The organism is Streptomyces yunnanensis, from assembly GCF_029011865.1.
Lineage (GTDB): Bacteria > Actinomycetota > Actinomycetes > Streptomycetales > Streptomycetaceae > Streptomyces > Streptomyces yunnanensis.
Window position 1 is genome coordinate 9,604,982 of sequence record NZ_CP095749.1, and the last position, 26,036, is coordinate 9,631,017.

The following is a 26,036-nucleotide window of genomic DNA, read 5'->3' on the forward strand; positions in this document are numbered from 1 at the left end:
AGGGGAACTTCACTTATGTCAACCATACGCTCGACGGGCCCAAGCCTCATGCTGTGGGCTTCTCCCGAATCGGCGGCCGGGCGCGGCGGCGTCGACCTGCGCGGAGAGTTGGAGCGGATGCCGCCGGCGGCCGGGCGGTCGCTGCTCAGGGCGACTGGGGCGTCGTGCGAGTCGAGGGCGGGCAACCTTCGGGACACGGAGTCCAGTTGGGTGGATCACCGATCGCGGAAAGTCGATATGCAGCAGGTTGCGGCGGGCCTCGAACGCCCATCAAGGGGGAGCGGGGGCACGAACTTTCCGGTACGTATCGGCACCTCGCTGCGCGTGTCTGTGGTCTGCCATCCGGCGACCGCGAGGACGGCCTCGTTGTGCGTGAGCTCGCGGACGTGATCGTCGTAGTGCGGCATGGAGCAGTCGCCCCCTGGCCGACCCACATGAATAAATGAAACCATGTTCATGCATTCCTGTACGGTGGTGGCGTTGGATGCTGTCCGCCCGTCTCCGTAAGGACCTCGCTTCGATGCCTTCCCGGTCTGCCACCCTCACTCGCTCAGCCTCCGCCGGGGAGACGAGCGTGCGCGGCACGGCGGCGCCCAGGCGCCGCACCCGGATCTTCGCGCTGCCCGAGGCCCGCTGGGCGGCCGCGGCGCTGGTGCTCTTCCTGGTCGGCCTGCCGCTGTATCTGCTGGCGGCGCCGGCGTGGACCTGGGGGCCGCTGTTCGCCCTGACCTACGCCGCCGGGGGCTGGGAGCCCGGCTGGGCGGGCCTTCAGGCGCTCAAGGAGAAGACCCTGGACGTGGACCTGCTCATGGTCGTCGCGGCACTGGGCGCGGCGGCGATCGGGCAAGTACTGGACGGTGCACTGCTGATCGTCATCTTTGCCACCTCCGGCGCCCTGGAGGCGATCGCCACCGCCCGCACCGCGGACTCCGTCCGCGGCCTGCTCGACCTCGCGCCCGCGACCGCGACCCGCCTGGGCGACGACGGAGCGCAGGAGGCGGTGCGTACCGAGCAGCTGCGCGTGGGCGACATCATCCTGGTGCGGCCCGGAGAGCGGGTGGGCGCCGACGGCCAGGTGCTGGACGGCGCGAGCGAGGTCGATCAGGCGACCATCACCGGCGAGCCCATGCCGGTGGCGAAGGAGACCGGGGACGAGGTGTTCGCCGGCACCCTGAACGGCACCGGCGCGCTGCGGGTCAAGGTCGAGCGCGACCCCTCCGACTCGGTGATCGCCCGCATCGTGGCCATGGTCGAGGAAGCCTCCGAGACCAAGGCGCCGACCCAGCTGTTCATCGAGAAGGTCGAGCAGCGGTATTCGATCGGCATGGTCGCCGCCACGATCGCGCTGTTCGTCCTGCCGCTCCTGTTCGGCGCCGCCCTGCAGCCCACCCTGCTGCGGGCGATGACCTTCATGATCGTCGCCTCGCCGTGCGCGGTGGTGCTCGCGACCATGCCGCCGTTGCTCTCGGCCATCGCCAACGCCGGACGCCACGGCGTGCTGGTCAAGTCGGCGGTCGTGATGGAACGGCTCGGCCAGATCGACGCGGTCGCACTGGACAAGACCGGCACCCTGACCGAGGGCACCCCGCGGGTGACCGACATCCGCCCGCTGGCCGGCTCCGGCCTGGACGAGAAGGGGCTGCTACGACTGGCGGCAGCGGCCGAGCACCCCAGCGAACACCCGCTGGCCCGCGCCGTCGTGGACGCCGCCCGCACCCGCGACCTGGACATCCCCCCGGTTGAGGACTTCACCTCCGCCCCCGGCAGCGGAGTCACCGCCACCGTCGAGGGCAAGGCCGTCGCGGTCGGCAGTCCAGCCCGCCTGCTGAAGACCCGAACCGACCAGGCAGCCGCAACGGTGGTTGCCCAGCTGGAGGACGAGGGGCGCACGGCCGTCCTGGTCGAGGTCGGGGACGCCCCGGTCGGGGTGCTGGGCATCGCCGACCGGCTGCGCGAGGAGGCCGCCGCCACCGTCGCCTCCCTCGCCACCCTCACCGGCCGTGCGCCGGCGCTGGTCACCGGCGACAACCCGCGGGCCGCCACCCGCCTGGCACGGGAGGTCGGCATCACCGACGTCCGCGCGGGGCTCCTGCCGCAGGACAAGGTCGCAGCCGTCAGGGAGTGGGAACAGGCCGGGCGCCAGGTCCTCGTGGTCGGCGACGGCGTCAACGACGCTCCCGCACTGGCCGCTGCCCACACCGGCATCGCCATGGGCCGCGCCGGCTCCGACCTCGCCCTGGAAACCGCCGACGCCGTCGTGGTCCGCGACGAACTGGCCACCATCCCCACCGTCGTCCAACTCTCCCGCCGCGCCCGCCGTTTGGTGGTGCAGAACCTGGCCATCGCCGCGACCTTCATCACCGGCCTGGTCGTCTGGGACCTGGCAGGCACCCTGCCGCTGCCGCTCGGCGTCGCGGGCCACGAAGGCTCCACCGTCATCGTCGGCCTCAACGGCCTGCGCCTGCTCGCGGAAGCCTCCTGGCGCCGCGCCCGTGGCGGGAACGGTCAGTAGGTGGCGGCGAGGGCGAGCAGAGGTGGGGTGGGGGCGAGCGGAAGCGAGTGCCTGGCCGGTCGATGCGCAGTGTCCGGGCTGCCGCCACCACCGCGTCCGACGCGCCGCCCGCACCGTGGCTCGCATCGGGTGGCCGCTCGGCCGTCTTCCCGTTGAGCGGCACGCTCGTGGTGGGTCAGGCCCCGGGCGCCGCTGGGGACGTCTGCCAAGCCGCTGAGGACCCTCCGAGCGCGTACCGATCGGGTTGCGGTCGAGCCGGCGGAATGGGCCGTCGGCAGCCGGCTCGTTGAGGGGCGGATTCCCCGTATGTGGCGCTCGCCACGTGCCTGAACGGACGTGGTCGCGGCCCCTGTCAGGGCGCGGCTTCGTCGTGGCGAAGGCTGCGGAACACCGCGGGGGTCGTCCAGCCGCGCAGCGTGGCGTGGATCGTCGAAGGGAACGCGGCCTGTGCCGTGGAGGCGTCGAGGGCCCCGGTGAGTTCGAGTGTCACAAGCCCGTGCAGCGTCACCCAGACGGAGACTGCGATCGATGTCGCCTCGCCGTCGAGGACGGACGCGGTCACGGCGCGGTCGATCGCGGCGATGAGCGGTTGGACGGGGTCACGGGTACCGACCGCTCCTGACGGCTCGAAGGATTGCACGCCGCCGAACAGCACCGCGTACAGGTGACGGTGTTCGCGTCCCCATCGGCGGTACGCGGTGGCCAGTGCGTAGAGGTCGGCGAGGGGATCCTCGGAGGTGGGCGCGGCCGTCAGGGCCTGGAACAGGCCGGCGACGGCCCTGTCGCGTACCGCCGCGATCAGTCCGTCCTTCCCGCCGAACAGGGAGTACACCGCCGCTGTCGAGGCATCGGCGGCCATGGCGACGGCGCGGACGGTGACCGACTCCTGCGGGTGGGTGGCGAGCATCTCGGTTGCGCGCTCCACGAGTCGCTCTTTCACGGTCTCGTCGTTCGTTCTCGGCCTACCCATGTCGAGAAGCCTACCCTCTTTGATAACGTCGTTTCGAAACAGCGTTATGAAACCTGGGGGTCCGTTCGCCATGCCCACGTCCGTCATACGTCTCGCCCGTTTCGCCGGGCGCCTACTGCTGGCACTGGCCGCCGTCGCCGCGCTGGTCGTCGTCTTCCTCGCTTCGATCGTCGTCACGGACGGAGCGGGCTCGGGGATCGCCGCATGGTTGGCGGCCGTTGGGGTCGGGAGCCTCGCCGCACTGTGGCGGGGGCGGCGGCGCCGGGCGTCGCGCCTCCTGCCGTTCCTGCCGGTGGTTGTCGCGGCAGCGTTGACGGCGTCGGTCTGCATCCCGACCGCGCCCACTGCCCGGCGGTACCCGCCCGCCCTGCCCTTCGTGGCCACCCAGCACTGGCGCCTGCCCACCGGCAGCCAGGTCGCGGTGTACCACTACCCGCCCGCGAAACCAGGCACCCGGCATCCCGTCCCGTTCGTCTACCTCAACGGCGGACCGGTCCGCGGCATCTCCCTGCTCGACCACCGGTTCCTGCAACTCCTGGCGCATCAGGGCTACGACGTCTACGCCTACGAACCGGCCGGCGCCGGACGGAGCGACCTGCTTCCCATGGGGCAGTACTCGATCTCCAGGTCGGTCCGTGACCTCGCCGCCTTCGTCGACCGCCTGGGCAAGGGGAGGGTCGACATCCTCGGCTTCTCCTCGGGCGGGGTCGTACTCACGCGAGCCCTGGCCGATCCGCACGTCGCCGCGCGCCTGCACCGGGCGGTCATCGCCGAACCCGGCCCGATGGACGGCCCCACCGCGCAGATCACCGGGCACCAGGGCCAACCATCCGCCCGCGGGCTCGCGCCCACCATGACCGGCCCGCGGTCGACACGCGTCCCCCGGTACGCCGTCGCATTCGGCCTGATGCGACTCGGGCTCCTCACCCCGGACACCGGGCTGGTCGGACAGGCTGAGGGCGACAACGCGTTCACCGCCGCCGACCTCGGCAGCGACACCGCATCCGCCTACTGCGCACGCGATGCGCACCGCATCCCGACCGAGGACGCCGCGCGGAACTTCTCCTTCAGCCCCGCCGCCAGCCTCCGCATCCAGCAGACGGTGAAGGACGCCCCTTCCCTCGCCCCGCAGTTGAGGCGTTCCCGGACGCCCGCGATGCTGATGATCGCCGAGTGCTCCTCCCAGGTCCGTCAGTGGGAGACCGCCGTCCTCGCCAACGACCCCGCCGTCCAACGCACGCAGTTCATGCCCGGAGTCGGGCACCACATCTGGAACGGTCTGGACGACAACAACGATCGAGCCGCCGCCGTCATCACCGCCTTCCTCCAAGGCAAGCCGGCACCGTTGCCGAACCATCCGTCCCGCGACGAGATCCCTGCCTTCCTCCGCGACCACCGGTGATGCCCCTGTGTCGTCCGCAGGGGGAGGAATGCGGAGGACAGCAGTCCCGTGGGCCGGACACACTGCAGAAATGACCGATCACGATCGAGGCGTTCCGGCCTACCGGATTCCTCAGGCACAGTGGCAGACGGCCTCGATGTTGTTGCCGTCGGGATCGCGGACGAAGGCCCCGTAGTAGGAGTCGTGGTACTCGGGCCAGAGGCGCGGCGCGTGCAGGACTTCGGCACCCACCGCCAGGGCCGCGGCGTGGAAGGCGTCCACGGTGGCGCGGTCGGCTGCGGTGAAGGCGATGTGGACTTCGCGCGGGGGCTCAAAGTCCTGTGCCGGGACGAGCCACAGCGGGTGCCCCGTGACGCCGAAGCTGATGTTCGCGCCGAACCGCTTCTTGCGCTCGCCGCCGAGCGGGGCCAGCACGGCATCGTAGAAGGCGGCGCTGGCCGCGACGTCGTTCACCTGGATGGCGATGTGATCGAGCATGCGCCAACCTTGCAGGGGAGCAAGGGAGTTGTCGCGTGAATTACTCCGGCTCGTCGGTCGGTCGCACCGTCGCCTCACTCCTGAAGACAACCCCCAGTGGCCCCCGGATCCGGCTACCGTTCAGCGGCAGCCGGATCCGGACGCCTCCACGAGCACCTCCCCGGCCGCCGTCCGCACGTACAGCACCGACCGTCCGGCCCTCCGCCGCTCCACCAGTCCCGCGTCCAGCAGCACCCGCAGATGCCGTCCCACTGACCCCAGCCCCTGCCCGGTCACGGCGACCAGCTGGGTCGTGCTCAGGGGAGTCCCGAGCAGCACCAGCAAGCCGGCCCGCGCAGTCCCGATGAGCGCCCCGAGCCCGGCCGGGACGGCCCGCCGGTCGTGGTCCTCGGCGAGCACCCCGAGACACGAGTAGACGACGGCGTACCGCTCGCGTCCCTCCCACGACACCCACCCGGCCCGTGGCGTCACGGGCATGAACAGCAACTCTGCCCCGGCGGCGATCTCCCGCGGCGGATACGCGTTGAGGTTGACCTGGAACCGGCTCTCCCCGAGCCACCGCGTCCCCGGCCGCAGCGAGTCCAACACCGCTGCCCAACCGCCCTGGCTCACCCGGGCCGTCCGCGCGACCACGTCGGCCTCCAGGACGCGCCGCCGACGCTCCCAGTACGGCCGTACGGACTCCTCCCAGACGTACGTCAGGAGCGCGGTCGCCCGCTCGGGCAGGTCGTCCCGCTCCAGGGCGGCGGGGAGCGGGCCGCGCAGGGACACCCGGAGGTCGGCGCGCGCCTCCCCGGCCCCGGCCGCCCGCACTCGGGCCACGGTCTCCTCGAAGCTCTCCCCGACGCACGAGGTGGGGCAGACGAAGTCGGCGATCCAGGACGTGCCGAGTGCCGCCCGCACGAGCAGCGCGGTCACCGGGTCGGCCGCGAGGCGCGCGCGGTAGCCGGGCAGGTGCGCGCGCAGCCAGGACGCCTCGCCCGGATGGGCGCCGACGCCCGTGTGCAGCAGCTTCAGGCTCGCGAAGGTCTCGGCGAACGGAGAGAGCACGAACCGGCTGCGGGCGAGGGTGTCGGTGTCGATCTGCCACAACCCCATGCGCACGTACGACCTTTCGCGTGTCGGCGAAACAGTGAACACGGCCCCCGGGCCGCTCCGAGACTCCCACCCATGCGAAGTTACCGAACCCTGTTCCGCACCCTGGAGTTCACCCCGTTCCTGCTCTCCTTCGCGGCCTTCGCCGCGGCGCAGACGATCGGCGGTCTGGCCCTCGGCACGCTGGTCTTCCGGGCCACCGGCTCCCCGCTCCTGTCGGCGGTGAGCATGTTCGGCCCGCAGCTGGCGCAGTTGCTCGGGGCCGCGTTCCTGCTCTCGGGCGCCGACCGCCTGCCCCCGCGCGCGATCCTGTCCGGCCTCGCCCTCGCCTTCGCGGCCGGTACCGCGGTGTTGGCGCTGCCCGGCCTTCCGGTCGCGGCGGTCTTCGCGGTCCTCCTGGCCCAGGGACTGGTCGCGTCCCTGGGCGGGGGAGTGCGCTCCGGACTGCTGAACGAGATCCTCACGAAAGACGGCTATGTCCTGGGCCGTTCGGTGTTCAACATGCTCTGGGGTCTGATGCAGGTGGCCGGTTTCGCGACGGGCGGCGCGCTGCTGACGCTGCTGGCCCCGCGGACGTGCCTGCTCCTGGCGGCGGCGCTGTACGTGATGTCGGCCCTCGCCACCCGCCTGGGCCTCACGGCCCGCCCGCCGCGCTCCTCCGGCCGCCCGTCCGTCTCGGCGACCTGGCGCATCAACGGCCTCCTGTGGTCCTCACACCCCCGCCGCCTCACCTACCTGGGCCTGTGGATCCCCAACGGCCTGGTCGTCGGCTGCGAGTCGCTCTACATCTCCTACGACCCCGGGGCGGCCGGGACGCTGTTCGCGTGCGCGGCGCTGGGCATGTTCGTCGGTGACGTGGCGGTGGGCCGCCTGGTGCCGCCCGCGTTGCGCCCCCGCCTCGCGGTCCCGCTGCGCCTGCTGCTGGCGGCTCCGTACCTGTTCTTCGTGCTACGGCCGGGAGTGACGTTGGCGGCCGTGGCCGTCGCCGTCGCCTCCGTGGGCTTCGGCGCGAGCCTGGTCCTGCAGGAACGCCTGATGTCGCTCACTCCCGACGACCTCGCGGGCCAAGCCCTCGGCCTGCACTTCGTCGGCATGTCCACCCTCCAGGGCGTCGGCGCGGCCCTCGCGGGCACGGCGGCCCAACTGACCTCCCCGGCCGCGGCGATGACGGTGCTGGCGGTCGGATCGGTCACCGTGACCCTGACCCTCGCGGCGCTGGGCAGGCACGAGGCGCAGCGGCGCGGCTCGGTGTCCGTGCGGGGGTAGCCCCAGCGGGCGGCGACGGCGTGGACGGGGGCCTGCTGGGTCGTGTCGGCGAGATCGCGGCGCGCGCGTTCCAGGCGTGAGTTGCGGATGCTGCCGGCCGCCGTGTCGTCTTCGCTTCGCGGCCGACCAGGACCGGCCGACCACCCACAACCGCCGCACCTTCCGTTCAGAGCACAGACAGCAGTCGGGGGTGCCTGTACTGCGGGATGTCCGGTACCGCGTCATCCGGCGGTCGGCACGGGTCGGCTGCCAGTAAGGTCGGCAGCTCCACAAAGCATCCACAAAGTGGCTGGCTACTCTCTCCGGGCATCGTGTCGCAGGGATGGGCAGGCCGTCCGTTGCACACCAAAGGAGGCATCGTGCGCGTTCTCTCCCGTCTCATGAGGACGGCGGCACCGGCACGGACCCGGCCGTCGAGCCCGCAAGGCACATCGGGGCAGGCAGGCGGTGGGCGAGTCTCGCGTGCGGGCACCCGACGGCTGGTGGTGTGGGGCCTGCTCAGTGTGGCACTGGCCCTGATCGGCTGGATGGTCATCCTCGGACTGACCCTGAAGAGCCACGCCAGGGTCCGCCACTGGGACACCGCCTGGGTCGGGCTGGACGCCATGGAAGTGGTCGGCCTGCTGCTCACCGGCGCACTGACCTGGTACCGGCGCACCGCAGCGGGCCCCGTCGCCTCGGCGACCGCGATGCTCTTCGCGCTGGACGCCTGGTTCGACGTCACCACCGCCGCCAAGGGCAGCGACCATCTCACCGCGGTCGCCATGGCCGTCTGCTGCGAACTTCCCCTGGCCATCGGGCTCGTCCTGATCAGCGTTCTGGCCGCGCGCTGGAAGGCTTCCCCCGCGCCCCTCACCCTGGGCCGCGGCGCCCCGCACGCCCCGGACCACGGCCCGTGCTCCGGCGATGGGCAACGCCGGGAGCCCGGCATCGGCCGCGCCATGACAGGCGACGCCTGCTCCTTGCGACCCCGGCGCGCGCCCGAGCAGACCGGACCGTAGGCCGCCGTCACGACCCCGTGAGGGCTCGCGTCAGGAGGCGGCACGGCTGCCCGGATGAGGGGCGGTCGGGGCGGTGGCGCATGATGGCGGGCGTCGATGTGGGCGGTGAGCGGAGGCGGAATGGGTATCGAGGCCGGTGCCGGACGGGTATTGGTGGTGGACGACGATGCCGCGATCCGGCGTTCGCTGGGGCGCGGCCTGCGGTTGAACGGCTTCACCGTCGATCTGGCGGACGGCGGCCGTGCCGCGCTGGAGCGGGCGGCGGCCCAGGCACCCGACGCCATGGTGCTGGACATCTCGATGCCCGACCTCGACGGCATCGCGGTGTGCCGACGCCTGCGGACCGAGGGCAATGACATACCGGTCCTGATGCTGTCCGCGTTGGACGAGGTCGCGGACCGGGTGGCCGGCCTGCAGGCCGGCGGGGACGACTACCTCGTCAAGCCGTTCGCCCTCGACGAGCTGGTGCTGCGCCTGCACGCGCTGCTGCGCCGGCGGCCGCCGGCCGCCACCGACACGGTGCGGGTCGGTGGACTGGTGCTGGACACGGCGGCGCGGACCGTCCGTCTCGACGGTCGACAGCGGGAGCTGACCCGGCGGGAGTTCGCCCTGCTGGAGGTGCTGGCCCGCAACGCGGGGCTGGTCCTCAGCCGCGACCAGCTGCTGGAGCGGGTGTGGGGGTACGACTTCGACGTGCGCAGTGACGCCGTGGACACGTTCGTGAGCTATCTGCGGCGCAAGCTGGAGGCGGACGGACGGCCCAGGATCATCCACACGGTGCGCGGTGTGGGCTTCGTCCTGCGCGACCAGCAGCCGGACGCGGCGACGGACACGCCGTGAGGCTGTCCACCCGAATCGCGCTCGTGGTGGGCGCCGTCGTACCGCTGCTCGTGGTGGCCTCGGGGTGGCTGCTCGTGGACCTGGTGAGCAGGGACCTGCACGCGCAGGCCGACCAGCGGCTCACCGAGCGCGCCCACGACGTGGCGGCGGTTGCCCGGGGGCTGCTGCGCGCCGCCTCCCAGGACCGCCCGCGGGCCGAACATGCCCGCCAACGGAAGCTGTACAGCGCGGCCCTGGACGTCGGCATCCGGTTGCAGGGACCGGACCGTACCGTGCAGGACGGCCCGCAGCCGGATCCGTCCGTACGGCTGCCGACGACGCCCGGCAAGCCGGTCAGCGTCCATGCGCGGGGCACAACCTGGCGCGTGCTGGCCCAGCGGATCAGCGGCAAGGAGCCGGGCGTGCGGGGAACGCTGTGGCTGTTCTCCCCCGACTCCGTCAACCAGGCCCAGATCCAACTCGTGCGCGGCCGGGTGGTCACCGTCGCGCTGCTCGCCGCCCCGGCGTCCGCGGGCCTGGCCTGGGCGCTGGCCGCCGGCGCCGCCCGGCCGCTGCGGCGGCTGCAGCGGCGCACCAGCGGTCTCGATCCCCGTACCAGCGACGTCCGTTTGGAACACCGCCCGACCCGGATCACCGAGGTCGACGACCTCGCGCACACCGTGCAGACCGTTCTGGCCCGCTACGACGAACAGGCCGCCCGGACCGCCGAGGCACTGGCGACGGCCCGCTCCTTCTCCGCCGCGGCCTCCCACGAACTGCGCACGCCGCTGACGAGCATGCAGACCAGCCTGGACATCCTCGACGCCTTCCAGGACCTCGACGTCCAGGACCGGGCGGAAACGGTGGAGGACCTGCGGCGCGGCCACGCCCGCCTACTGGGGCTGCTGGTGATGTTGCGGGCGCTGGCCCAGGGGGACCTGGTCGAGGCGGACGCGTTCGCACCCGTCGATCTTGCCGAGCTCACGGACGCCGCCGTGGCCGACTTCCGCCGCGCGCATCCCGACGCGGACGTGCAGGCGGAGTGCACCACGGGGCTGGTGGTGCACGGCTGGCAGCCGGGGCTGCGGTCGCTGGTGGACAACCTCCTGGCCAACGCCCTGACACACGGCCGGTCCGCCGACGGCCGGGCCTGCATCGCGGTGGCCCTGCGGGCATCCGACGACGGGGGCGCCCCGGCGGCCGTGCTCACCGTGGACGACCAGGGGCCCGGGGTGCCGCCGGAGCAGCGGCAGACGATCTTCGAACGGTTCCATCGACGCGCCGAGAGTCCCGGGTCCGGCCTCGGGCTCACTCTGGTCGCCCAGCAGGCCGAGCTGCACCACGCGCACCTGGAGGTGCGGACGCCCCCGGGTGGTCCAGGAGCCCGCATCGAGGTCGCCTTCCCCCTCACCCGCCCGGGCCTGGACGGTACCGCGGTACCGCACCGGGACTGGCTGGCGGACACTCACCACCGTCGACAGGAAATCCACAAAAACCGTCCCTAAGGTGCTCCTTGTGCGGAACGGCGGCGTTCACGCCACGAGGAGGACGTATGACCGTGCTGACCACGGAGACCGCGACCGTGCGCTGCCACGAGGAGGTCCGGGACCGGCCACCGGCCGCCCGCACGGCCGACACGGTGGTCGCCATACTCGCCGTGACCCTGCTCTCCCTGGCCCTCGCCCTGTGCGGGGCCCTGATCGCCGAGGACGGCAGCGGCGTGCGCGACGAAGGGCCCGCCACCGACACCTCGCACGGCAGCTGACCCGGTCACAAAGAAACCACAAGGTCGGCTCCTACCTTCGCTCGCACCCGGCCCACCACGTGCCCTTGGCGCAACGGGCCTTCGCAGAGCACAGCGATCGGAGAGAAACATGCGCGGACGCAGGACGACGATGACCGCGGCCTTGGCCGCCCTGGCCCTGGCGGGATCGGTGGCGGCAGGTGCCCCCGCGTACGCCGCGGAGACCACGGCGCCGGCAGCCACCGCCACCGCCCACGCCAAGGGCCCGAAGGGCGACGGCGCCAAGGCACTGTGCCGGCGGGTGCCGAAGCTGGAGAAGCGGATCGAGAAGCGGATCACGCGCATGGAGGCGGGTGCCGGCACCCGTGGCTCGATCACGTACCTGGAGCAGCGCATCGCCAACGCGAAGAAGACCGACCACCAGGCCATCGCCACGTTCCTCGGCGACCGCCTCACCACCCGCAAGGCGCTGCTGCCGCTGCTGAAGCAGAAGCAGACCGACCTCAAGGCCGTCGCCACCTGGTGCGGCACCCACCACAACGGCACGTCGGCCGCGGCCTCGTGAACCGCCGCCGCAGCCTGCCCGCCGCCCTGCTGACCGCGGCCCTCGCGATGCCCCTGCTCGCCACGGCGGCCTGTTCCCCGTCGTCGGCATCGGGCAGCGCGGCCCCGGCCGCCAGCAGCACGGCCACCCCGCAGGACCAGCTCCCGCAGCTGCGGAAGAAGGTCGACGACGCCCAGCACGCCGTCGCCTCGGCGGACGCCAACGGCAACGCCGACGACTCCGGCAACTGAACCGGGACAGTCGCCCGTGCCGCTCCGCGAACCCGCGAGCGGCCCGGGCGACGCCCCTCACCTGCCCCAGATCCTCCGGTACGCCGCGCGATACCCGGGCGGGTCCCAGGTCGTCGCCCCCTGGCTGTTGGCGGCCGTGGCGATGTGCACGGGGGCGACGTATCCGCTGGCGGGCGCGCCGGCGAAGGCGCGGTTGAGCTCGTCGAGGATCTGCCAGCCCTGCTGGGCGAACGGCTCGGGCACGGTGGCCGCCTGGAACTGCCGGCTGTTGATGCGCTGGAACGCGGACGGATCGCCGTCGCCCGCACCGATGTTGAAGGGGGCCCCGCCGCCCTTTCGCCGCGCGGCGCGCAGGGCCGGGGCGGCGTCGGAGAAGTACACGTCGTTGACGGCCACCGAGTGGGTCCAGGCATCCGGGAAACGCGAGAGGAGCGAGGCGACCTCCAGCGGGGTTCGGCTGCTGCTGTCCGGGATCGGGATGTTCTCCTCCGTCAGCACCCGCACGCCGGGGCAGGTGGCGAGTTCCTTCGCGATCAGGGTGGACTTGGTCTCGGCGAACGGGATCGAGGCATCGGTGAACACGACCACCCCGGCGTGACCGTGGGAGTGTGCGATGACCCAGTCCGCACTGGCCTTCGCGACGTCCTCGACCCTGGTGGTGACGTTGGTGAAGAGCGCGGGATGTCGGCTCGGACCGGGGGAGCCGACCGCGTGCCAGCCGACGAGCGGGATGTGGTGCGCGGCGGCCCTGGCGACCTGAGTCGACGTCAGGTCCGGGTCGAAGCCGCCGATGACGATGCCGGCGGGCCGGAGGCCGACGGCCTGGTCGAAGGCGGCCTGGATCCCCGTGGGGGTGCCCTGGCCGTCGATCACCCGGAGGTTCCAGCCGATGGCCCGGGCGGCTTCCTGCACCCCCTTGGCGGCGCCCGCGACGCCGGGGTTGGTCATGGTCTGCGCGACGTAGACGACGTCCTTGCCGGTGGCCGCCCGGGGGCCGTCGGCGGGACCGGGCGTCGCGGGAGCGGTCTGCTCGGCCTGCGCAACGGCCGCTGCGGCGCGGGCCTGGGCGGCGGGGCAGCCGGGTCGCGCCGGGCTCGGCGCGACGGATCCACCGCCGACCGACGCGCCGCGCTGGCAGCCGACGAGGACGAGACTGCCGGTGAGCACCGCGGCCGCCACCGACACGGCGACGGCACTGCCCAGGGCGGGCCGGCGCGGCGCGGGCACGCGGACGCCTCGCGCGGCGGTGGGGAGAGGGTGACCGGTGGGCGTCACGAGATGACCTTGGGTGGGTCGGGGAGAGCCCGTGGAGGTTCCTTCGGGCGCTGCCGCACCTGCCGGCGCGCGGTGTAGCCGGCCAGGCCGACGGCGACGAGCAGGGTGGCGCCGTTGAACAGCGGGATGGCCCAGAAGCGGGCGCCCAACTGACCGATGCCGGCGAGCCCGATGGCGAGGACCACGACGGCGACCAGAGTGCCCACCGCGTTGGCCCGGCCGGGCCTGATCGTGGTGGAGCCGAGCAGCGCACCGACGAAGGCGGGCAGCAGATAGTCCAGTCCGACGCTGGGATTGCCGACCCGCTGCTGTGCGGCGAGCAGGACACCGGCGGTGCCGACGACCAGACCCGACCCGACGAAGGCGTGGACGACGTAGCGCCGGGTGGGGATGCCGACCAGTTCGGCGGCGCGGGGATTGGAGCCGATGACGTAGAGGTACCGGCCGAGCGGCAGCCGTTCCAGCAGCAGCCACAACAGGGCGGTGAGGAGCAGGACGTAGCAGGCGGACACCGGCAGGCCGAGGAATCTGGAGTCGTACAGGTCGGTGAAGGCGGCCGGCAGGCCGTGCGGGCCGGGGACGATCCGGGCACCGTCGGTGACCCAGCCGGTGACGGCGTAGAGGATGCTGCCGGTGCCGAGGGTGGCGATGAAGGAGTCGATCCGCGCGAATTCGACGACCATGCCGTTGAAGGCGCCGACGACCGCACCACCGAGCACCACCACGAGGCAGGCGAGCGGCCAGGGCCAGGCATCGACGGCGATGAGCTGCATGGCCATCACGTGCGCGAGGCCCAGACCGTAGCCGATGGACAGGTCGAACTTGGCGGTGGCGATGGGGATCGTCGCGCCGAGCGCGAGGACGGCCGGGATCGACTGGTTGGACAGGATCGCGGAGATGTTGTCCACGGTGGGATAGGTGTCGGGCAGGGCGAGGGAGAAGACCAGGAACAGCAGGGCGGCCAGGGCCAGGAGGCCGTAGACGCCGAGGAGGTGCCCGAACCGGCGGCCCGGCGGGCGACGGGGGGAGCGGATCACGGGCCCGTGGTCCCGGTGAGCGCGGGCATGGCGGAGGAAGCCCGGGTCAGGGCGCCGACGGTGAGGGCATCGCCGGTCAGCTCCGTCGTCACCACCCCACGGACGAACACCAGGGCCCGATGGCACACGTCGGTGACCTCCTCGAAGTCGGTGGACAGCAGCAGGACGGCGAGACCGTCGGCCAACGCGTCCCGGAGCAGGCGGTAGACCGCCGTTTTGGCGCCGACGTCCACCCCGGCGGTCGGCTCTTCGAGGATCAGCAGTCTGCGGTGCGTCCCGAGCCATCGGCCGACCATGACCTTCTGCTGGTTCCCCCCGGACAGGGTGGAGATCGGCGCTTCGCTGTCCCGGGGGTACACCGCGAACCGGGCCATCAGGGCGTCGGCCTCGGCCCGCTCGCGCCGGGGGCCGGTCCAGTGGAGGGCCGGCAGGCCCCTCGCCCGTGGGTTGGCCAGGAGGTTCTCCCGCACGGTCAACTCGGCGGCGCAGCCCTCTTCCTGACGGTCGCTGCTCACGAAGCCGACCCCGGAGCCGACCGCGGCCGCGACCGACCCCGGTCGGTAGGGACGTCCGTCGAGCAGGGCCCGTCCGCCGAGGAGGCGTCCGGCGCCGGCGAGGGCGCGGCCCAACTCCAGGTGTCCGGCGCCGGTGAGTCCCACCATGCCGAGGATCTCCCCGGCGCGCAGCTCCAGGCTGACCGGTGCGGTGTCGGCGGTCCGTACGCGGTCGAGGCTCAGGACGGTGCGGCCGGTGGCGGGGGCGAGGCGGTAGCCGCCGGGTTCGTGGCCCACGATGTCGTGCACCAGCTGTGCCGGACTATGGCCGGCGAGCGGGCCGTGGCGGACCAGGCGGCCGTCGCGCAGGACGGCGAAGGCATCGGCGACCTTGTACACCTCGTCGAGCCGGTGGGTGACGTAGACCAGGGCGTGCCCCTGGTCGCGCAGCGCGTGCAGTACGTCGAAGAGCCGGGCGCAGTCCGCTGCCGGAAGACTGGCCGTCGGTTCGTCGAGGACGATGACGCCGGCCCGGGTGGACAGCGCCCGGGCGATGGCCACCAGGGAACGCTCGGCCCGCGGGAGGTCGGCGAGGGGGGTGCGCGGGTCGAGGTGGGCGGCGATGATGCCCAGCGCCTCGGTGCAGCGCTCACGGGTCCGCCGCCAGGACAGCAGGCCGGCGCGGCGGGCGTAGCCGGCGCCCAGGGCGATGTTCTCGGCGACCGTCATCCACTCGACCAGTCCGAGGTCCTGGTGGATGAAGGACATGGCGCGGGTGGCCGCTTCGGTGCCGAGCGGGTGGCCGGCCACAGTGACCTCGCCGTGGTCCGCGCGGTGGACGCCGGCGAGGATCTTGATGAGGGTGGACTTTCCCGCGCCGTTGGGACCGAGCAGGGCGAGGATGCTGCCGGAGCGGATGTCGAGGTCGACGGCGTCCAGCGCGAGGGTGCCGCCGAACCGCTTGCTCAGGCCGCGGATCCGGACCAGCGGCTCTGGGCCGCGGGGCGCGGGAGGGCGGTGGTCGGGAGTGTCGGGCACGGACTTCTCCGGGGATCGGCCGCTCGGTGCACTGCCGGCATCCGGCACCGCATTGGCGCATGCTACGGCTCCCGTCGTCCTCCCCTCGGCTTCCATGCCGGAGGGGCCGTCGCGCGGTGTCCCGATTGGCGGAGGCCCACCCGCGCAGCCCGTCCACCCGGCGGCATCGCTCAGAGGGCGGGAACGTCGTCGAAGTACGCCGCCACGGTGTCGGGTCTCCCGCCGGCCAACTGCAGGGCGCACTCGGCCCAGATGACCTTGCCGGTGGCGGTGTAGCGGGTGCCCCATGCCTGGGCGAGCTGCGCGACGAGGAACAGACCGCGGCCGCCCTCGTCGGTGGTCGCCGCGTGGCGCAGATGCGGGGCGGTGCTGCTGGCGTCGGACACCTCGCAGGTCAGGGCGCGGTCGTAGAGCAGGCGTACCTGGATCGGGGCGGTGCCGTAGCGGATGGCGTTGGTGACCAGCTCGCTGAGCACCAGTTCGGCGGCGAAGGACACCTCGTCCAGTCCCCATGCGGCCAGTTGACGCGTCACGGCGGCGCGGATGCCGGAGACCAGGGCCGGGTCGGAGGTCAGTGTCCAGGTGGCGATCCGGTGCGCGTCCAGCGCGTGGGTACGGGCCACCAGGAGGGCTATGTCGTCGGTGGGCCGGCGGGGCACCACCGTCCGTAGGACTTCCGCGCAGGTGTCCTCGGGCGGGCGGTTCGGGTGGGACAGCGCCCGGCGCAGTTGGTCGAAGGCGGTGTCGAGGTCGCGGCGGCGGTCCTCGACCAGCCCGTCGGTGTACAGCACGAGCTGACTGCCTTCGGGGAGGTGGAATTCGACGGTCTCGAAGGGGAGGCCGCCCAGCCCCAGCGGCGGTCCGGCGGGCAGGTCGGGGAAGGCGACGGCGCCGTCGGGGTGGACCAGCGCGGGGGGCGGATGGCCGGCCCGGGCCATGCAGCACTGCTGGGAGGTGGGGTCGTAGACGGCGTACAGGCAGGTCGCGCCGATGATGCGGGTCACCCCGTCGGCATCCTCGCCGCCCTCGTCCCGGTCGAGGCGCGCCACGAGGTTGTCGAGACAGGTGAGGACCTCGTCCGGGGCCAGCTCCAGTTCGGCGAAGTTGCGCGCCGCCGTGCGCAGTCGGCCCATGGTGGCGGCGGCGTGCAGTCCGTGGCCGACGACGTCCCCGACGACCAGGGCGACGCGGCTGCTGGAGAGGGGGATGACGTCGTACCAGTCTCCGCCGACCCCGGATTCGGCGGGCAGATAGCGATGGGCGACCTCGACGGCGTTCTGCTCGGGGAAGCTGTGCGGCAGCAGACTGTGCTGGAGCGCCAGCACCATGTTGTGTTCGCGGGTGTAGCGGCGGGCGTTGTCGATGCAGATGGCGGCACGGGTGGCGAGTTCCTGGGCCAGCGAACGGTCGTCGTCTCCGAAGGGCGCGGGATCCCGCGAGCGGTAGAAGCTCGCCACGCCCAGGGCGATGCCGCGGGCGATGAGCGGAACGGCGATCAGGGAGTGGACGTTGTGGTCGAGGAGGCGCTGGGCATGCCCGGGATCCTGGGCGATCCAGCCCGCGGCGGTCCTCAGCTCCGGTTCCAGTACCGACCGCCCGCTGGCCAGGCAGCGGAGTTGGGGAGTCGTGGCCCGGAGGCTGATCGGCTCACCGGCCGGGTAGAAGGGGCAGTCCTCGCGGTAGCCGTGGAGCACGACGCGGTGGAGGCCGGTGCGCGGGTCGGTCGGCTCGTCGCCGCGCAGCACCGCCTGGGGAAGTTCGATGGTGACGAAGTCGGCCAGGCGGGGCACGGCCATCTCGGCGAGTTCGTGGGCGGTGCGGCTCACGTCCAGGGTGGTGCCGATGCGGGTGCTGGCCTCGGAGAGCAGTTCCAGTCGGCGTCGGGCCGCCACGGCGTACTTCCCGACGCCCGGCTCGCCGACCAGCACCAGCCCGCTCGCCGTGTGCGCGGAGGCGGCCTCGGCGGTTCCGGGCGGATGCGTCGTCGTGGCCGCCCTCCGGGCCGCGGTGCCGGGAACGGGCCACAGCCGCGGGAGCGCGGGCTCGGGGCTGCGCTCCGCCGGGGGGCCGGGTGAGGTCTCGGGCAAGGTCCCGGTTACGGCGGGGACGGCGACGGGCTGGTGCGGCGTGGAGAGGACGGCTTCGATGGCGATGCCCTCGACCCCGGAAGCGCTGGTGACCGGTCGGCTGAGCAGCGTCACCCGTCGCCCGCCGGGGAGGGGCACTTCCATGGCCGCCCGCTGGGCCAGGGCGATCAGATCGGCGGCCTTCTCCTGGAGGATCATCTGGTCCCGCCGGTCCAGCACGCTCTCGGTGAGCTCGCCCGGCTGACCGTCGCCGGTCGGCGTGCGGTGCCTGGCATCGAGGTATGCCTGGAGCAGGGTGCGCTCCCGCGTCGAGCTCTGCTCCAGCAGGCGTCGTTCGATCGCGCCGGCCGCCTTGCGGATCACGGTGGCCAGCGCCGCGTCCACGTCGGTGAGCGGATAGCCCAGGCACAGCACGCCCTCGATGCGACCGCTGAGCAGGTCCCGGACCGGGATCGCCGAGCAGGCGTTGGACTGGGAGCGTTCGGCGAAGTGCTCGGCACCGTAGACGTTGATCAGCTGCCGTTCGGCGAGCGCCAGACCGATGCCGTTGGTCCCGCCGAACTCCTCGGCGAACACATAGCCCGGCACGCTCTGGATCGCGGCCAGCCGTCTGACCTGGGACGGCTTGCCGAAGCGGCGTTGCAGCACGGCTCCGCGGCCGTCGGCGAGGGACACGTTCATGTCCCGGTCCGTGAACAGCTCCTGCAGCCGATCCAGTACCGGCTCGGCCGCGCGGACGAGCCGGCCCTCCAGATCGAGGTCGGAGCGGTAGGGGAGTGCGCATCCCGCCGGGGAGAGCCCCAGGGCGAGGGAGCGCTCCCAGGAATTCAAGATCGGACTTCGTACGGCCTCGTCGACCGACTCGCCCCGAAGGAACTGGTCACGGGCGCGCGCGGGACCGAGGTCGATTCCCACGAGCCCCATCCGAATCACTTCCCTTGCGGTACGTGCCGCAGGACCGCCAGTCACCCTCCCGCCATCTGCCCGGAGCAGCTGTACCGTTCGCTCCGATTGTAGGGCTTTTTCGGGGGACGGTGCTGGTCAGAGGGGAGGTGGGGGCGTCACAGAACGGCGACCGGGGTGACGGGCGAGCCGGTGCCGCCAGGGACGTTCAGCGGAGCCACCAGCAGCAGGAAGACATGGCGGCCCGCCTCCGCACAGGCAGTCGAGAGCGCCTCGAGGTCGAGGTTGTCCAGCAGCGGCACTCCCATGGCCGCGATCGCCAGCGCGTGGACCGGAGAGTGCACGCCCTCGACCGGCGAGGGCCGGACATCGCTGTCGCCGTCGCCGCCGAGCAGGGCGATCCCGCGCGAGGCGAGCAGCGGCAGGGCGTCCACGTGGAAGCCGGCGCTCGCCGCGTCGGGGTTCCAGGCGCCCCGTTCGCGGCGGCGGCGGATGCTGCCGGTCCGCAGCAGCACCGCGTCGCCGTCGCCGATCGTCACGTCCAAGGCCCGCTCCGCAGCGGCGACGTCCTCGGAGTGCACCGCTCGGGCGGGCTCCAGCCACGCGTTGCCCACGACGGTCGGCAGGTCGAGCAGCACCCCTCGGGTCACCAGGGGGCCGAGCGCCGCCACGGCCCCGAACCGGGCGCCTTGGGAGTCGACGAGTTCGCCCGCGGGGCGGCCGTCGTAGAGCTGTCCGCGGTAGGCGATGTGGGAGAGCGCGTCCAGGTGGCTGACGGCCTTGCCGTGGTAGTCGACGGCGAGGAAGTCCTTGTGCGTGGTGGGTTCCGGGGCCTCGACATCGCCGAGGTCGGACATGAAGTGCAATGCGGGCCTGCTGTTGTCCGGGCCGGCGGACGTGTCCCACGGGCGCGCCAGCGGGATCACCGCGCCGTCCCGGACCAGGGCGGCGGCCCGCCGTACGTGGTCCGGGGTCACCCGGTTCCAGGCGCCGCGGTCGGCCGGTGTCCAGCGGCCCCACGTGCGGACCGCCGAGAAGAGCGCGTCGAACTCCCGGCGCGTGACGGCGGGTCCGTTGCCGGCACCGGTCGGCGGGGGAGACGGGGCGTCGCTGGGGTTGCCGGTCATCTGCTGTTCACCGCTCCAGGGTGGCGGGACCGTCGTCCGGCGGCACCGTGCCACCTTCCCCAGCATGTCCCCTCCGCGCGGCGCCCCGCATGTGATCGCCGGGGAATTCGCCGACAGGAAACGGACGACCATAGGCGACGGAAAGTAATGCCATTGGCGGGGCATCTCAAAGTTTTCACCAAATTGAATTCACCTCATTGGTGGGATGAATGGCCGTCCGGATGCCGCTGATCAGGGCCTGGGCTGGCTCGTCGGCCGCAACTGGCCGAATATTTCGGCGTTTTGTGGCGGCGTCGAACCTTTGCATCCGCCATGAATTTTTCGCGGAAAGTAACTTTTTCGTCACTGGCTATTTGCAGGGGCCGGAAAGCTCCCTACTCTGAGGCAACTTTCCGGCCAGCTGTTTTGAAAGGCCCCCCTCATGGCAAGCGTTGACGAGATCACGCCACTGCAGGCACGCCCACCAGGCACCCTGCGCAGGGATGTAGGACTGATCGGCCTGATGTGGGCCTCGGTCGGCTCCATCATCGGATCCGGATGGCTCTACGGTGCCCAGAAGGCCGTAGTCGTAGCAGGCCCGTCCGCGATCATCTCCTGGAGCATCGGCGCCGTCGCGATCGTGCTCCTGGCCCTGGTGCACGCCGAGCTCGGTGGCCTCTTCCCCGTGGCCGGCGGTACCGCGCGTTACCCGCACTACGCCTTCGGCGGCCTGGCCGGCATGTCCTTCGGCTGGTTCTCCTGGCTCCAGGCGGCGACAGTGGCCCCGATCGAGGTCGAAGCCATGATCGGCTACGCCGGGCACTGGTCGTGGGCCAAGAGCCTCCAACACGCCAACGGAACCCTCACGGCCAGCGGCTTCGTCGTCGCGGTCGTCCTGATGGCGATCTTCGTCGCGGTGAACTTCCTGGGTGTGAAGGTGCTGGCCCACACCAACAGCGCCGCCACCTGGTGGAAGATCGCCGTACCCCTCGGGGCGATCTTCGTCATCGCGGCGACCAACTTCCACCCGCACAACTTCACCTCGCACGGCTTCGCCCCGTTCGGTGCCAAGGGCGTGCTCAGCGCCATCAGCACCAGCGGCATCATCTTCGCGCTGCTCGGCTTCGAGCAGGCCATCCAGCTCGCGGGCGAGAGCCGCAACCCCAAGCGCGACCTGCCGCGCGCCACCATCGGCTCGGTCGTGATCGGCGCCGTCATCTACACCCTGCTCCAGGTCGTCTACATCGGCGCGCTGCCGCTGGCGTCCTTCGCACACGGGTGGGCCAAGCTGGACTACGCCGGCATCAGCGGCCCCTGGGCCGGCCTGGCCACCGTGGTGGGGCTGGGCTGGCTGGGCTGGGTCCTGTACGCGGACGCCATCATCTCCCCCGGTGGCACCGGCCTGATCTACACCACCTCCACCTCGCGGATCTCCTACGGCCTGAGCAAGAACGGCTACGCCCCCCGACTGTTCGAGAAGGCCGACGGCCGCGGGGTGCCGTGGTTCGGACTGATCATCTCCTTCGTCACCGGCGTGATCTGCTTCCTGCCCTTCCCCAGCTGGCAGGAGCTGGTCTCCTTCATCACCTCGGCGAGCGTCCTGATGTACGCCGGTGCGCCGCTGGCGTTCGGTGTGTTCCGCGACCGTCTGCCGCACCATCAGCGTCCGTACCGCCTGCCCGGCGGCAAGGTGATCGCGCCGCTGTCCTTCGCCGTGGCGAGCCTGATCATCTACTGGGCCGGCTGGACCACCCTGGAACGGCTCGGCTGGGCCATCGTGATCGGCTACGTCCTGCTCGGCAGCTACGCCTGGTACGCCACGAAGAAGCAGCTGCCGAACGCTCCGCGCCTGGACTGGAAGGCCGCGCGGTGGCTCCCGGTGTACCTCGTCGGCATGGGCATCATCTCCTGGCAGGGCGGCTTCGGCGGCCAGGGCCACATCCCGCTGTGGTGGGACATGGCGATCGTCACGGTGTTCTCGGTGGGCATCTACTACTGGGCCCTCGCCTCCGCGGTCCCGGCCGAGGCGATCGAGCAGAACATCGAGGAGGTCGCGGTCGTGGACGAGGGCGGCCACTGACCCCAACTCGCCCTGAGGCAAAGGAAAGCCGATGAGCCCGGCCGGCCACCCCGGCCGGGCTCATCGGCTTTTGCCGCCAGGCACCAGGACATCCGGCCACCACGTGCCCACCACCACGCGCGATTCCCCACACCTCGGCGTCAATCCCCAACTCGCCACCCCTGCAATGCCTTTGGACCCGTGATTCGCCGCTACGGAACCCCATCCGCATCGAATTCCCATGCGCCGATGAGCACCTCGAACGCCCCGTTCCCGCCTTGCTGAAACCGCACGCAGCGCTTCGCGCGGCGGCGAGCCGGGTGGTGGGCCGTCTGCCCGGTGGCCGGGCGCCGTTGGGAAACGCGGTCGGCCGCTGTGTCAGGTGTGCGGCGTGCGGAGCGCGAGGAGGGCCATGTCGTCGTGACCATCGCTGGGGTGGTGGTCGGCCAGGACCTGGACGAAGTCCTGCAGGGGGAGCGCCGCGTGCTCGCTGGCGAGGGCGGCCAGGAGGTCCATTCCCGTCTCGACCGAGTGCGAGGGATGTTCGAAGAGCCCGTCGGTGAAGAAGAGCAGCGTCGAGCCGCCCGGCACGAGGTGGGTGTGGTCGTTGCGGGTCTGGGTCGTGTCGATGCCGAGGGGCAGGTCGGGAGCGGCGTACAAGTAGCGGGCTCGGGTGTCGGGGGTGAGCAGCAGGGGTGGGGGATGTCCCGCGGTGCTCCAGCGCACTGCCCAGGCACCCGGCCGGGCGCGTTCGATGTGGGCGAGGCATGCGGTGGTGACTGGCTGGTCGGTGACGGCCTGGAGGGCTTGGTCGAGGCGGGTGAGCACAGCGCTGGGCGGGGTGCGCTGGTCGTAGAGCAGGGCTCGCAGCATGTTGCGGATCTGGGCCATGGCGGCCGCGGCCTGCAGGTCGTGGCCGACGACATCGCCGATGACGGCGGCACAGACATGGTCGGGGAGCAGCAGGGCGTCGTACCAGTCCCCACCGATATGGCCGGGGGTGCTGGCCGGACGGTAGGCCGCGGCGGCGTCGAAGGGCCGCAGGTCGGGCAGGCGCGGCAGCAGGAGACGTTGGAACTGCTCGGCGTCGAGGCGGGTTTGCTCGTAGAGACGGGCGTCGTCGATGGCCAGGCTCGCGGCGCGGGCGAGCGCGACGATCAGGGTTTCGTCGTGCTCGTCGAAGGGCTGGCCGTCGCGTCGTTCGGCGACGTAGAGGTCCCCGTAGATGGTGCCGCGGGTGGTGATCGCGGCCCCGAGCAGGGTGCGCAGGTGGGGGTGGCCGGGTGGGAAGCCGGCCGATGCGGGGTGGGCGGCGATGTCCTCGACGCGTAGCGATTCGGGGTGGGTGATCAGGTGCCCCAGCAGGCCGCGGCCGCGTGGGAACTCCACATCGGCCAGGTCGGCCCGTTCCTGCTCGGACAGGCCGACGGGGATGAACTGTGCGAGGTACTGGCCATGCTCGTCGAGCACCCCGAGCGCGCCGTAGCGGGCGCCGACGAGTTCCATCGCGGTGTCGACGATCAGCTGCAGTACGACGGGCAGGTCGACGTTCCGGCTGAGGACCGCCTCGTAGAGGTCGTGCAACCGGTCCTGTGCCCGGGCCAGCGATCGGAGCTGGTCCGCGATCAGCTCGAGTTCGACGCCCAGACGTAGCCGCCGGGGCTCCTCCGGCGGCTGGGACTCGTTCCGTTTGCTCGGCATCACCGGCGCCCGTTCGTGTGTCGTGAGGTTTTGATGGCCTTGAATCCGTAGGCGTCGGTGTCTGTCCGGATCGAGGCGACCTTGGAAGTGAGCCGGTCGGTGATCGCAGCGCGCACGCGGGGATCGGTGAAGGTCATGTCCCACTGGCTGAACTGTGGGCGCCGGGGGGGGGGCCGTGGGGTCCGTGGGTTTCCGCAGCCGATAGCGTTCCTTGGCCGATGTCGTTCCTTACGAAGCTCAGTGCGGTTTTTGTGGCTGGCTACATGGTTCGGTCGATGGTGCGCATCCGTGGCGACACGGCCGAGGGGCATGTCGCCGACAGGCATATCCTGCTGCGCCGGGTGCGCGCATGCCGCCTTGATTGAGCCGTTCGCGTCCCCCTGCACGCGAGTGGCGCTGTCCGGTCGGCCCGAAGCACTGGATCGAGCACGGCAAGCGGTCCAGGCGCCGGCCGAACCGCTCGATGGCGGACGGGTTGCGGCATGCCTGTGGCTCACGGGGGCCTGGCTCTGCCTACCCGAAGGCGGCATCAGGCCCTACCAGCTGACCGAGGAACTCGACGCCATCGCCACCCCGCCCGCCGCCCGCGTCCCCTGCCGGTCGGCGTTGCCGCCGAGGGCTGGACGGCAGCCGGTTCCCCGGTGGAGGGACGGGGCCTGACGGTCGATCACGTCGATGCGTACCCGGACTGCCGCAGGACCCGATGCCGACCGGGAGGTCCGTCCTGTGTGTAGGTCGTGTAACAGTCATCGATGCACGGCTGCAACACAAGTGACGAATCGTCGAGAAGTGCTCGGCATAGCTTCTGGAGCGCCAACCGATGACCAGCGACATCAACGGAGCCAGGAAGCCATGAACCGTACCTCGACGACCAGCACCTTCCGAAGGAGGGCGGTCCTCGCGGCCGGCCTTGCCGGTGCCGCCGCGCTCGGCCTGTCCGCCACCGCACAGGCGGCGAACGGCGCGGTCCCCGCTGCCCCCACGAAGGCCGTGCGCACGGCTGTCACCCCGTACGTGATCAACCACTTCGGTGAGGAGAACGCCGACACCGGGCGTGCCGAGCGCCGCCCGCGGGATCTGGTGCTCTCCGAGTTCACCAGCATCCACCAGGTCGACTGGAAGCAGTGGGGCGCGAAGGAGGCCGTCGGCACCGGGCAGGTCACCGGCACCTGGTGCCTCGACACCTGCCTGACCAAGCCGCTGAAGGCGACCATAAGCCTCTCCGACCCCAAGGTCGTCAACGGCAAGCGGGTGTACTCCGCCTTCACCCTGAAGCTGGCCGGGCAGCAGGGGACGTACGACTCCGAGGATCTGCAGGGCAAGCGCCCGCTCGCCACCCGCTGAGCGCCGGCGCGACCGTCGACGCGCACGAAGGGTCCCGATGCACAGCCCCACGGCCATCGTCACGGCCTGCGCACTGGCGCTGGTGATGGCCGTGGGCATCGCCGGGTGCGGCGGCCCGGACCAGCCACAGGTCCAGGGCCCCGCTCCCACACGGAGCCCGGCCGCCGGCCCGGTGTACGTCTCCGACACCATGGGGCACCCGCTGATCCGCCCCACGCGCCTGAGCCTGACCGAGTTCACCTCGCTGTCCCACCTGAAGTGGCGGGACTGGGGGCAGCCGAAGGCCGTGGCCACCGGTGAGGTGAGCGGCATGTGGTGCATCCCCCGGGGGGACTTGAACCATACGTACACGCCGGTGATGCGGGGCGAATTGCGGCTGCCGTAGCCGTCGGTTCGAGCCTTGGGCGGGGCGCGATACAGATGGGAACGGGCATGACGTGCGGTTCGCCGGATCCATGGTCACCGTCGAGGGCGTGTGCCACCTCTCGTAGCCATTGATCGCGGGCACCGCACGGCGACTTTGCAGCTCGGTGGTGAGCGGGCACGAGCAAACGTTCCCGCTCACCACCTTGAGTTCAGCGTGCACGCCGACAGGGGCGGTTCAGCGGCACATGGCACTGCCGGACCTCGGGGCTCCGGGGTGGACGCGTTCTCAGCGGCTGCCCTTCAGTTCGGCCAGGGCTGCGGCGACGGTGTCGGCGTAGATCTTGCCGCCGCCGGGGACGGGGTGGATGTCGTCGTTGGCGAGGAGGTCGGTGTGGCTGGAGACGGCCTGGTCCCAGTCGGCGACGGCGACATGGGAGGAGTTCTTCGCGGCCACGTCCTTGACGGCCTGGTTGACCTCGTCCTGCCAGCCCTGTTGCGGAGCGTGCACGGTGACCAGCCCGCCAGCCGCGTCCCCAACCTCCCAG

Annotated in this window: 24 protein-coding genes and 1 pseudogene; 13 read left to right on the forward strand and 12 right to left on the reverse strand. The window is 71.9% G+C overall.

The genetic code is table 11. The annotated features are described in order from the left end of the window. Positions 1-520: 520 nt before the first annotated feature. Entirely contained in the window at positions 521-2,512 is a 1,992-nt protein-coding gene (locus MOV08_RS42305; protein WP_275311474.1) for a heavy metal translocating P-type ATPase, read from the forward strand. Between the two features lie 352 nt (positions 2,513-2,864). Here the strand turns inward: MOV08_RS42305 and MOV08_RS42310 are convergent, their stop codons facing one another. Next, positions 2,865-3,482: a TetR/AcrR family transcriptional regulator gene (locus MOV08_RS42310; RefSeq protein WP_275311475.1), complete on the reverse strand. Its 618-nt coding sequence runs from the start codon at positions 3,480-3,482 to the stop codon at positions 2,865-2,867. Between the two features lie 70 nt (positions 3,483-3,552). On the opposite strand from MOV08_RS42310, the gene MOV08_RS42315 reads away from it, so the two are divergent. Then, entirely contained in the window at positions 3,553-4,884 is a 1,332-nt protein-coding gene (locus MOV08_RS42315) for an alpha/beta fold hydrolase (protein WP_275311476.1), read from the forward strand. A 111-nt stretch (positions 4,885-4,995) separates the two neighbouring features. Here the strand turns inward: MOV08_RS42315 and MOV08_RS42320 are convergent, their stop codons facing one another. Together MOV08_RS42320 and MOV08_RS42325 are read right to left on the reverse strand one after the other, a co-directional pair. Further along, positions 4,996-5,361 carry a VOC family protein gene (locus MOV08_RS42320; RefSeq protein WP_039639593.1) on the reverse strand — a complete coding sequence of 122 codons (366 nt, stop codon included), beginning with the start codon at positions 5,359-5,361 and terminating at the stop codon, positions 4,996-4,998. A gap of 120 nt (positions 5,362-5,481) precedes the next feature. Further along, on the reverse strand, positions 5,482-6,459 hold the full coding sequence (locus MOV08_RS42325) for an ArsR/SmtB family transcription factor (protein WP_275311477.1): 978 nt from the start codon (positions 6,457-6,459) through the stop codon (positions 5,482-5,484). Positions 6,460-6,531: 72 nt separating this feature from the next. Between MOV08_RS42325 and MOV08_RS42330 the strand changes: the two genes are divergently transcribed. Further along, positions 6,532-7,722 (forward strand): MFS transporter, encoded by a 1,191-nt coding sequence (locus MOV08_RS42330; RefSeq protein WP_275311478.1) that lies wholly within the window; start codon positions 6,532-6,534, stop codon positions 7,720-7,722. On the opposite strand, the pseudogene MOV08_RS44310 reads toward MOV08_RS42330, so the two are convergent. After that, a pseudogene (locus MOV08_RS44310) lies at positions 7,713-7,841 on the reverse strand (AraC family transcriptional regulator); the annotation flags it as partial. The gene MOV08_RS42330 and the pseudogene MOV08_RS44310 sit on opposite strands and share 10 nt — an antisense overlap. A gap of 363 nt (positions 7,842-8,204) precedes the next feature. On the opposite strand from MOV08_RS44310, the gene MOV08_RS42340 reads away from it, so the two are divergent. The 6 genes from MOV08_RS42340 (at position 8,205) to MOV08_RS42365 (ending at position 12,081) form a co-directional block, all read left to right on the forward strand. Next, the gene (locus tag MOV08_RS42340) at positions 8,205-8,723 is read left to right on the forward strand and encodes a hypothetical protein (RefSeq protein WP_275311479.1); all 519 of its coding nucleotides are present in this window, start codon (positions 8,205-8,207) and stop codon (positions 8,721-8,723) included. 120 nt (positions 8,724-8,843) lie between these two features. Continuing rightward, positions 8,844-9,563: a response regulator transcription factor gene (locus MOV08_RS42345; RefSeq protein ID WP_275311480.1), complete on the forward strand. Its 720-nt coding sequence runs from the start codon at positions 8,844-8,846 to the stop codon at positions 9,561-9,563. After that, positions 9,560-11,047 (forward strand): sensor histidine kinase, encoded by a 1,488-nt coding sequence (locus tag MOV08_RS42350; RefSeq protein ID WP_275311481.1) that lies wholly within the window; start codon positions 9,560-9,562, stop codon positions 11,045-11,047. Before MOV08_RS42345 ends, MOV08_RS42350 begins: the two co-directional genes overlap by 4 nt. Positions 11,048-11,094: 47 nt before the next feature. Continuing rightward, positions 11,095-11,307 (forward strand): hypothetical protein, encoded by a 213-nt coding sequence (locus tag MOV08_RS42355; RefSeq protein WP_275311482.1) that lies wholly within the window; start codon positions 11,095-11,097, stop codon positions 11,305-11,307. 109 nt (positions 11,308-11,416) lie between these two features. Beyond that, positions 11,417-11,851, forward strand: a complete 435-nt coding sequence (locus MOV08_RS42360) for a hypothetical protein (RefSeq protein ID WP_275311483.1) — start codon at positions 11,417-11,419, stop codon at positions 11,849-11,851. Continuing rightward, on the forward strand, positions 11,848-12,081 hold the full coding sequence (locus MOV08_RS42365) for a hypothetical protein (protein WP_039639602.1): 234 nt from the start codon (positions 11,848-11,850) through the stop codon (positions 12,079-12,081). The genes MOV08_RS42360 and MOV08_RS42365 overlap by 4 nt, the downstream gene beginning before the upstream one ends. Before the next feature lie 57 nt (positions 12,082-12,138). On the opposite strand, the gene MOV08_RS42370 is transcribed toward MOV08_RS42365, so the two are convergent. The 5 genes from MOV08_RS42370 to MOV08_RS42390 form a co-directional block, all read right to left on the reverse strand. After that, on the reverse strand, positions 12,139-13,308 hold the full coding sequence (locus tag MOV08_RS42370) for a substrate-binding domain-containing protein (RefSeq protein ID WP_275311484.1): 1,170 nt from the start codon (positions 13,306-13,308) through the stop codon (positions 12,139-12,141). A gap of 44 nt (positions 13,309-13,352) precedes the next feature. Further along, positions 13,353-14,393 carry an ABC transporter permease gene (locus MOV08_RS42375; protein WP_275311485.1) on the reverse strand — a complete coding sequence of 347 codons (1,041 nt, stop codon included), beginning with the start codon at positions 14,391-14,393 and terminating at the stop codon, positions 13,353-13,355. Beyond that, positions 14,390-15,925, reverse strand: coding sequence for a sugar ABC transporter ATP-binding protein (locus MOV08_RS42380; RefSeq protein WP_275311486.1), 1,536 nt, complete (start codon positions 15,923-15,925; stop codon positions 14,390-14,392). Before MOV08_RS42380 ends, MOV08_RS42375 begins: the two co-directional genes overlap by 4 nt. A 170-nt stretch (positions 15,926-16,095) precedes the next feature. Further along, on the reverse strand, positions 16,096-18,936 hold the full coding sequence (locus tag MOV08_RS42385; RefSeq protein ID WP_275311487.1) for a SpoIIE family protein phosphatase: 2,841 nt from the start codon (positions 18,934-18,936) through the stop codon (positions 16,096-16,098). A 137-nt stretch (positions 18,937-19,073) separates the two neighbouring features. Further along, positions 19,074-20,042, reverse strand: a complete 969-nt coding sequence (locus tag MOV08_RS42390; RefSeq protein ID WP_275311488.1) for a cyclase family protein — start codon at positions 20,040-20,042, stop codon at positions 19,074-19,076. Positions 20,043-20,463: 421 nt separating this feature from the next. Here MOV08_RS42390 and MOV08_RS42395 point away from each other — a divergent pair, with 421 nt between their 5' ends. Further along, on the forward strand, positions 20,464-22,101 hold the full coding sequence (locus MOV08_RS42395; RefSeq protein WP_039639608.1) for an APC family permease: 1,638 nt from the start codon (positions 20,464-20,466) through the stop codon (positions 22,099-22,101). A gap of 357 nt (positions 22,102-22,458) precedes the next feature. Here the strand turns inward: MOV08_RS42395 and MOV08_RS42400 are convergent, their stop codons facing one another. After that, positions 22,459-23,781, reverse strand: a complete 1,323-nt coding sequence (locus MOV08_RS42400; RefSeq protein WP_275311489.1) for a PP2C family protein-serine/threonine phosphatase — start codon at positions 23,779-23,781, stop codon at positions 22,459-22,461. Then, complete coding sequence (locus tag MOV08_RS42405; protein ID WP_275311490.1) at positions 23,781-23,918, reverse strand: hypothetical protein; 138 nt, start codon at positions 23,916-23,918, stop codon at positions 23,781-23,783. Before MOV08_RS42405 ends, MOV08_RS42400 begins: the two co-directional genes overlap by 1 nt. An 81-nt stretch (positions 23,919-23,999) precedes the next feature. Here MOV08_RS42405 and MOV08_RS42410 point away from each other — a divergent pair, with 81 nt between their 5' ends. The 3 genes from MOV08_RS42410 to MOV08_RS42420 all read left to right on the forward strand — a co-directional run bounded on the left by MOV08_RS42410 (position 24,000) and on the right by MOV08_RS42420 (position 25,510). Then, the gene (locus MOV08_RS42410; RefSeq protein WP_275311491.1) at positions 24,000-24,146 is read left to right on the forward strand and encodes a hypothetical protein; all 147 of its coding nucleotides are present in this window, start codon (positions 24,000-24,002) and stop codon (positions 24,144-24,146) included. A 487-nt stretch (positions 24,147-24,633) separates the two neighbouring features. Beyond that, positions 24,634-25,125 (forward strand): hypothetical protein, encoded by a 492-nt coding sequence (locus tag MOV08_RS42415; protein ID WP_275311492.1) that lies wholly within the window; start codon positions 24,634-24,636, stop codon positions 25,123-25,125. A gap of 37 nt (positions 25,126-25,162) precedes the next feature. Beyond that, positions 25,163-25,510: a hypothetical protein gene (locus tag MOV08_RS42420; protein WP_275311493.1), complete on the forward strand. Its 348-nt coding sequence runs from the start codon at positions 25,163-25,165 to the stop codon at positions 25,508-25,510. Positions 25,511-25,777: 267 nt separating this feature from the next. Here the strand turns inward: MOV08_RS42420 and MOV08_RS42425 are convergent, their stop codons facing one another. Beyond that, on the reverse strand, positions 25,778-25,999 hold the full coding sequence (locus MOV08_RS42425; protein ID WP_275311494.1) for an SGNH/GDSL hydrolase family protein: 222 nt from the start codon (positions 25,997-25,999) through the stop codon (positions 25,778-25,780). Positions 26,000-26,036: the final 37 nt, after the last annotated feature.

Excerpts from the sequence above, each read along its gene's own strand:
- MOV08_RS42305 (WP_275311474.1), top strand. The coding sequence starts at position 521 with ATGCCTTCCCGGTCTGCCACCCTCACTCGCTCAGCCTCCGCCGGGGAG.
- MOV08_RS42310 (WP_275311475.1), bottom strand. The coding sequence starts at position 3,482 with ATGGGTAGGCCGAGAACGAACGACGAGACCGTGAAAGAGCGACTCGTG.
- MOV08_RS42315 (WP_275311476.1), top strand. The coding sequence starts at position 3,553 with ATGCCCACGTCCGTCATACGTCTCGCCCGTTTCGCCGGGCGCCTACTG.
- MOV08_RS42320 (WP_039639593.1), bottom strand. The coding sequence starts at position 5,361 with ATGCTCGATCACATCGCCATCCAGGTGAACGACGTCGCGGCCAGCGCC.
- MOV08_RS42325 (WP_275311477.1), bottom strand. The coding sequence starts at position 6,459 with ATGGGGTTGTGGCAGATCGACACCGACACCCTCGCCCGCAGCCGGTTC.
- MOV08_RS42330 (WP_275311478.1), top strand. The coding sequence starts at position 6,532 with ATGCGAAGTTACCGAACCCTGTTCCGCACCCTGGAGTTCACCCCGTTC.
- MOV08_RS42345 (WP_275311480.1), top strand. The coding sequence starts at position 8,844 with ATGGGTATCGAGGCCGGTGCCGGACGGGTATTGGTGGTGGACGACGAT.
- MOV08_RS42355 (WP_275311482.1), top strand. The coding sequence starts at position 11,095 with ATGACCGTGCTGACCACGGAGACCGCGACCGTGCGCTGCCACGAGGAG.
- MOV08_RS42360 (WP_275311483.1), top strand. The coding sequence starts at position 11,417 with ATGCGCGGACGCAGGACGACGATGACCGCGGCCTTGGCCGCCCTGGCC.
- MOV08_RS42385 (WP_275311487.1), bottom strand. The coding sequence starts at position 18,936 with ATGGGGCTCGTGGGAATCGACCTCGGTCCCGCGCGCGCCCGTGACCAG.
- MOV08_RS42390 (WP_275311488.1), bottom strand. The coding sequence starts at position 20,042 with ATGACCGGCAACCCCAGCGACGCCCCGTCTCCCCCGCCGACCGGTGCC.
- MOV08_RS42395 (WP_039639608.1), top strand. The coding sequence starts at position 20,464 with ATGGCAAGCGTTGACGAGATCACGCCACTGCAGGCACGCCCACCAGGC.
- MOV08_RS42400 (WP_275311489.1), bottom strand. The coding sequence starts at position 23,781 with ATGCCGAGCAAACGGAACGAGTCCCAGCCGCCGGAGGAGCCCCGGCGG.
- MOV08_RS42405 (WP_275311490.1), bottom strand. The coding sequence starts at position 23,918 with ATGACCTTCACCGATCCCCGCGTGCGCGCTGCGATCACCGACCGGCTC.
- MOV08_RS42410 (WP_275311491.1), top strand. The coding sequence starts at position 24,000 with ATGTCGTTCCTTACGAAGCTCAGTGCGGTTTTTGTGGCTGGCTACATG.
- MOV08_RS42415 (WP_275311492.1), top strand. The coding sequence starts at position 24,634 with ATGAACCGTACCTCGACGACCAGCACCTTCCGAAGGAGGGCGGTCCTC.
- MOV08_RS42420 (WP_275311493.1), top strand. The coding sequence starts at position 25,163 with ATGCACAGCCCCACGGCCATCGTCACGGCCTGCGCACTGGCGCTGGTG.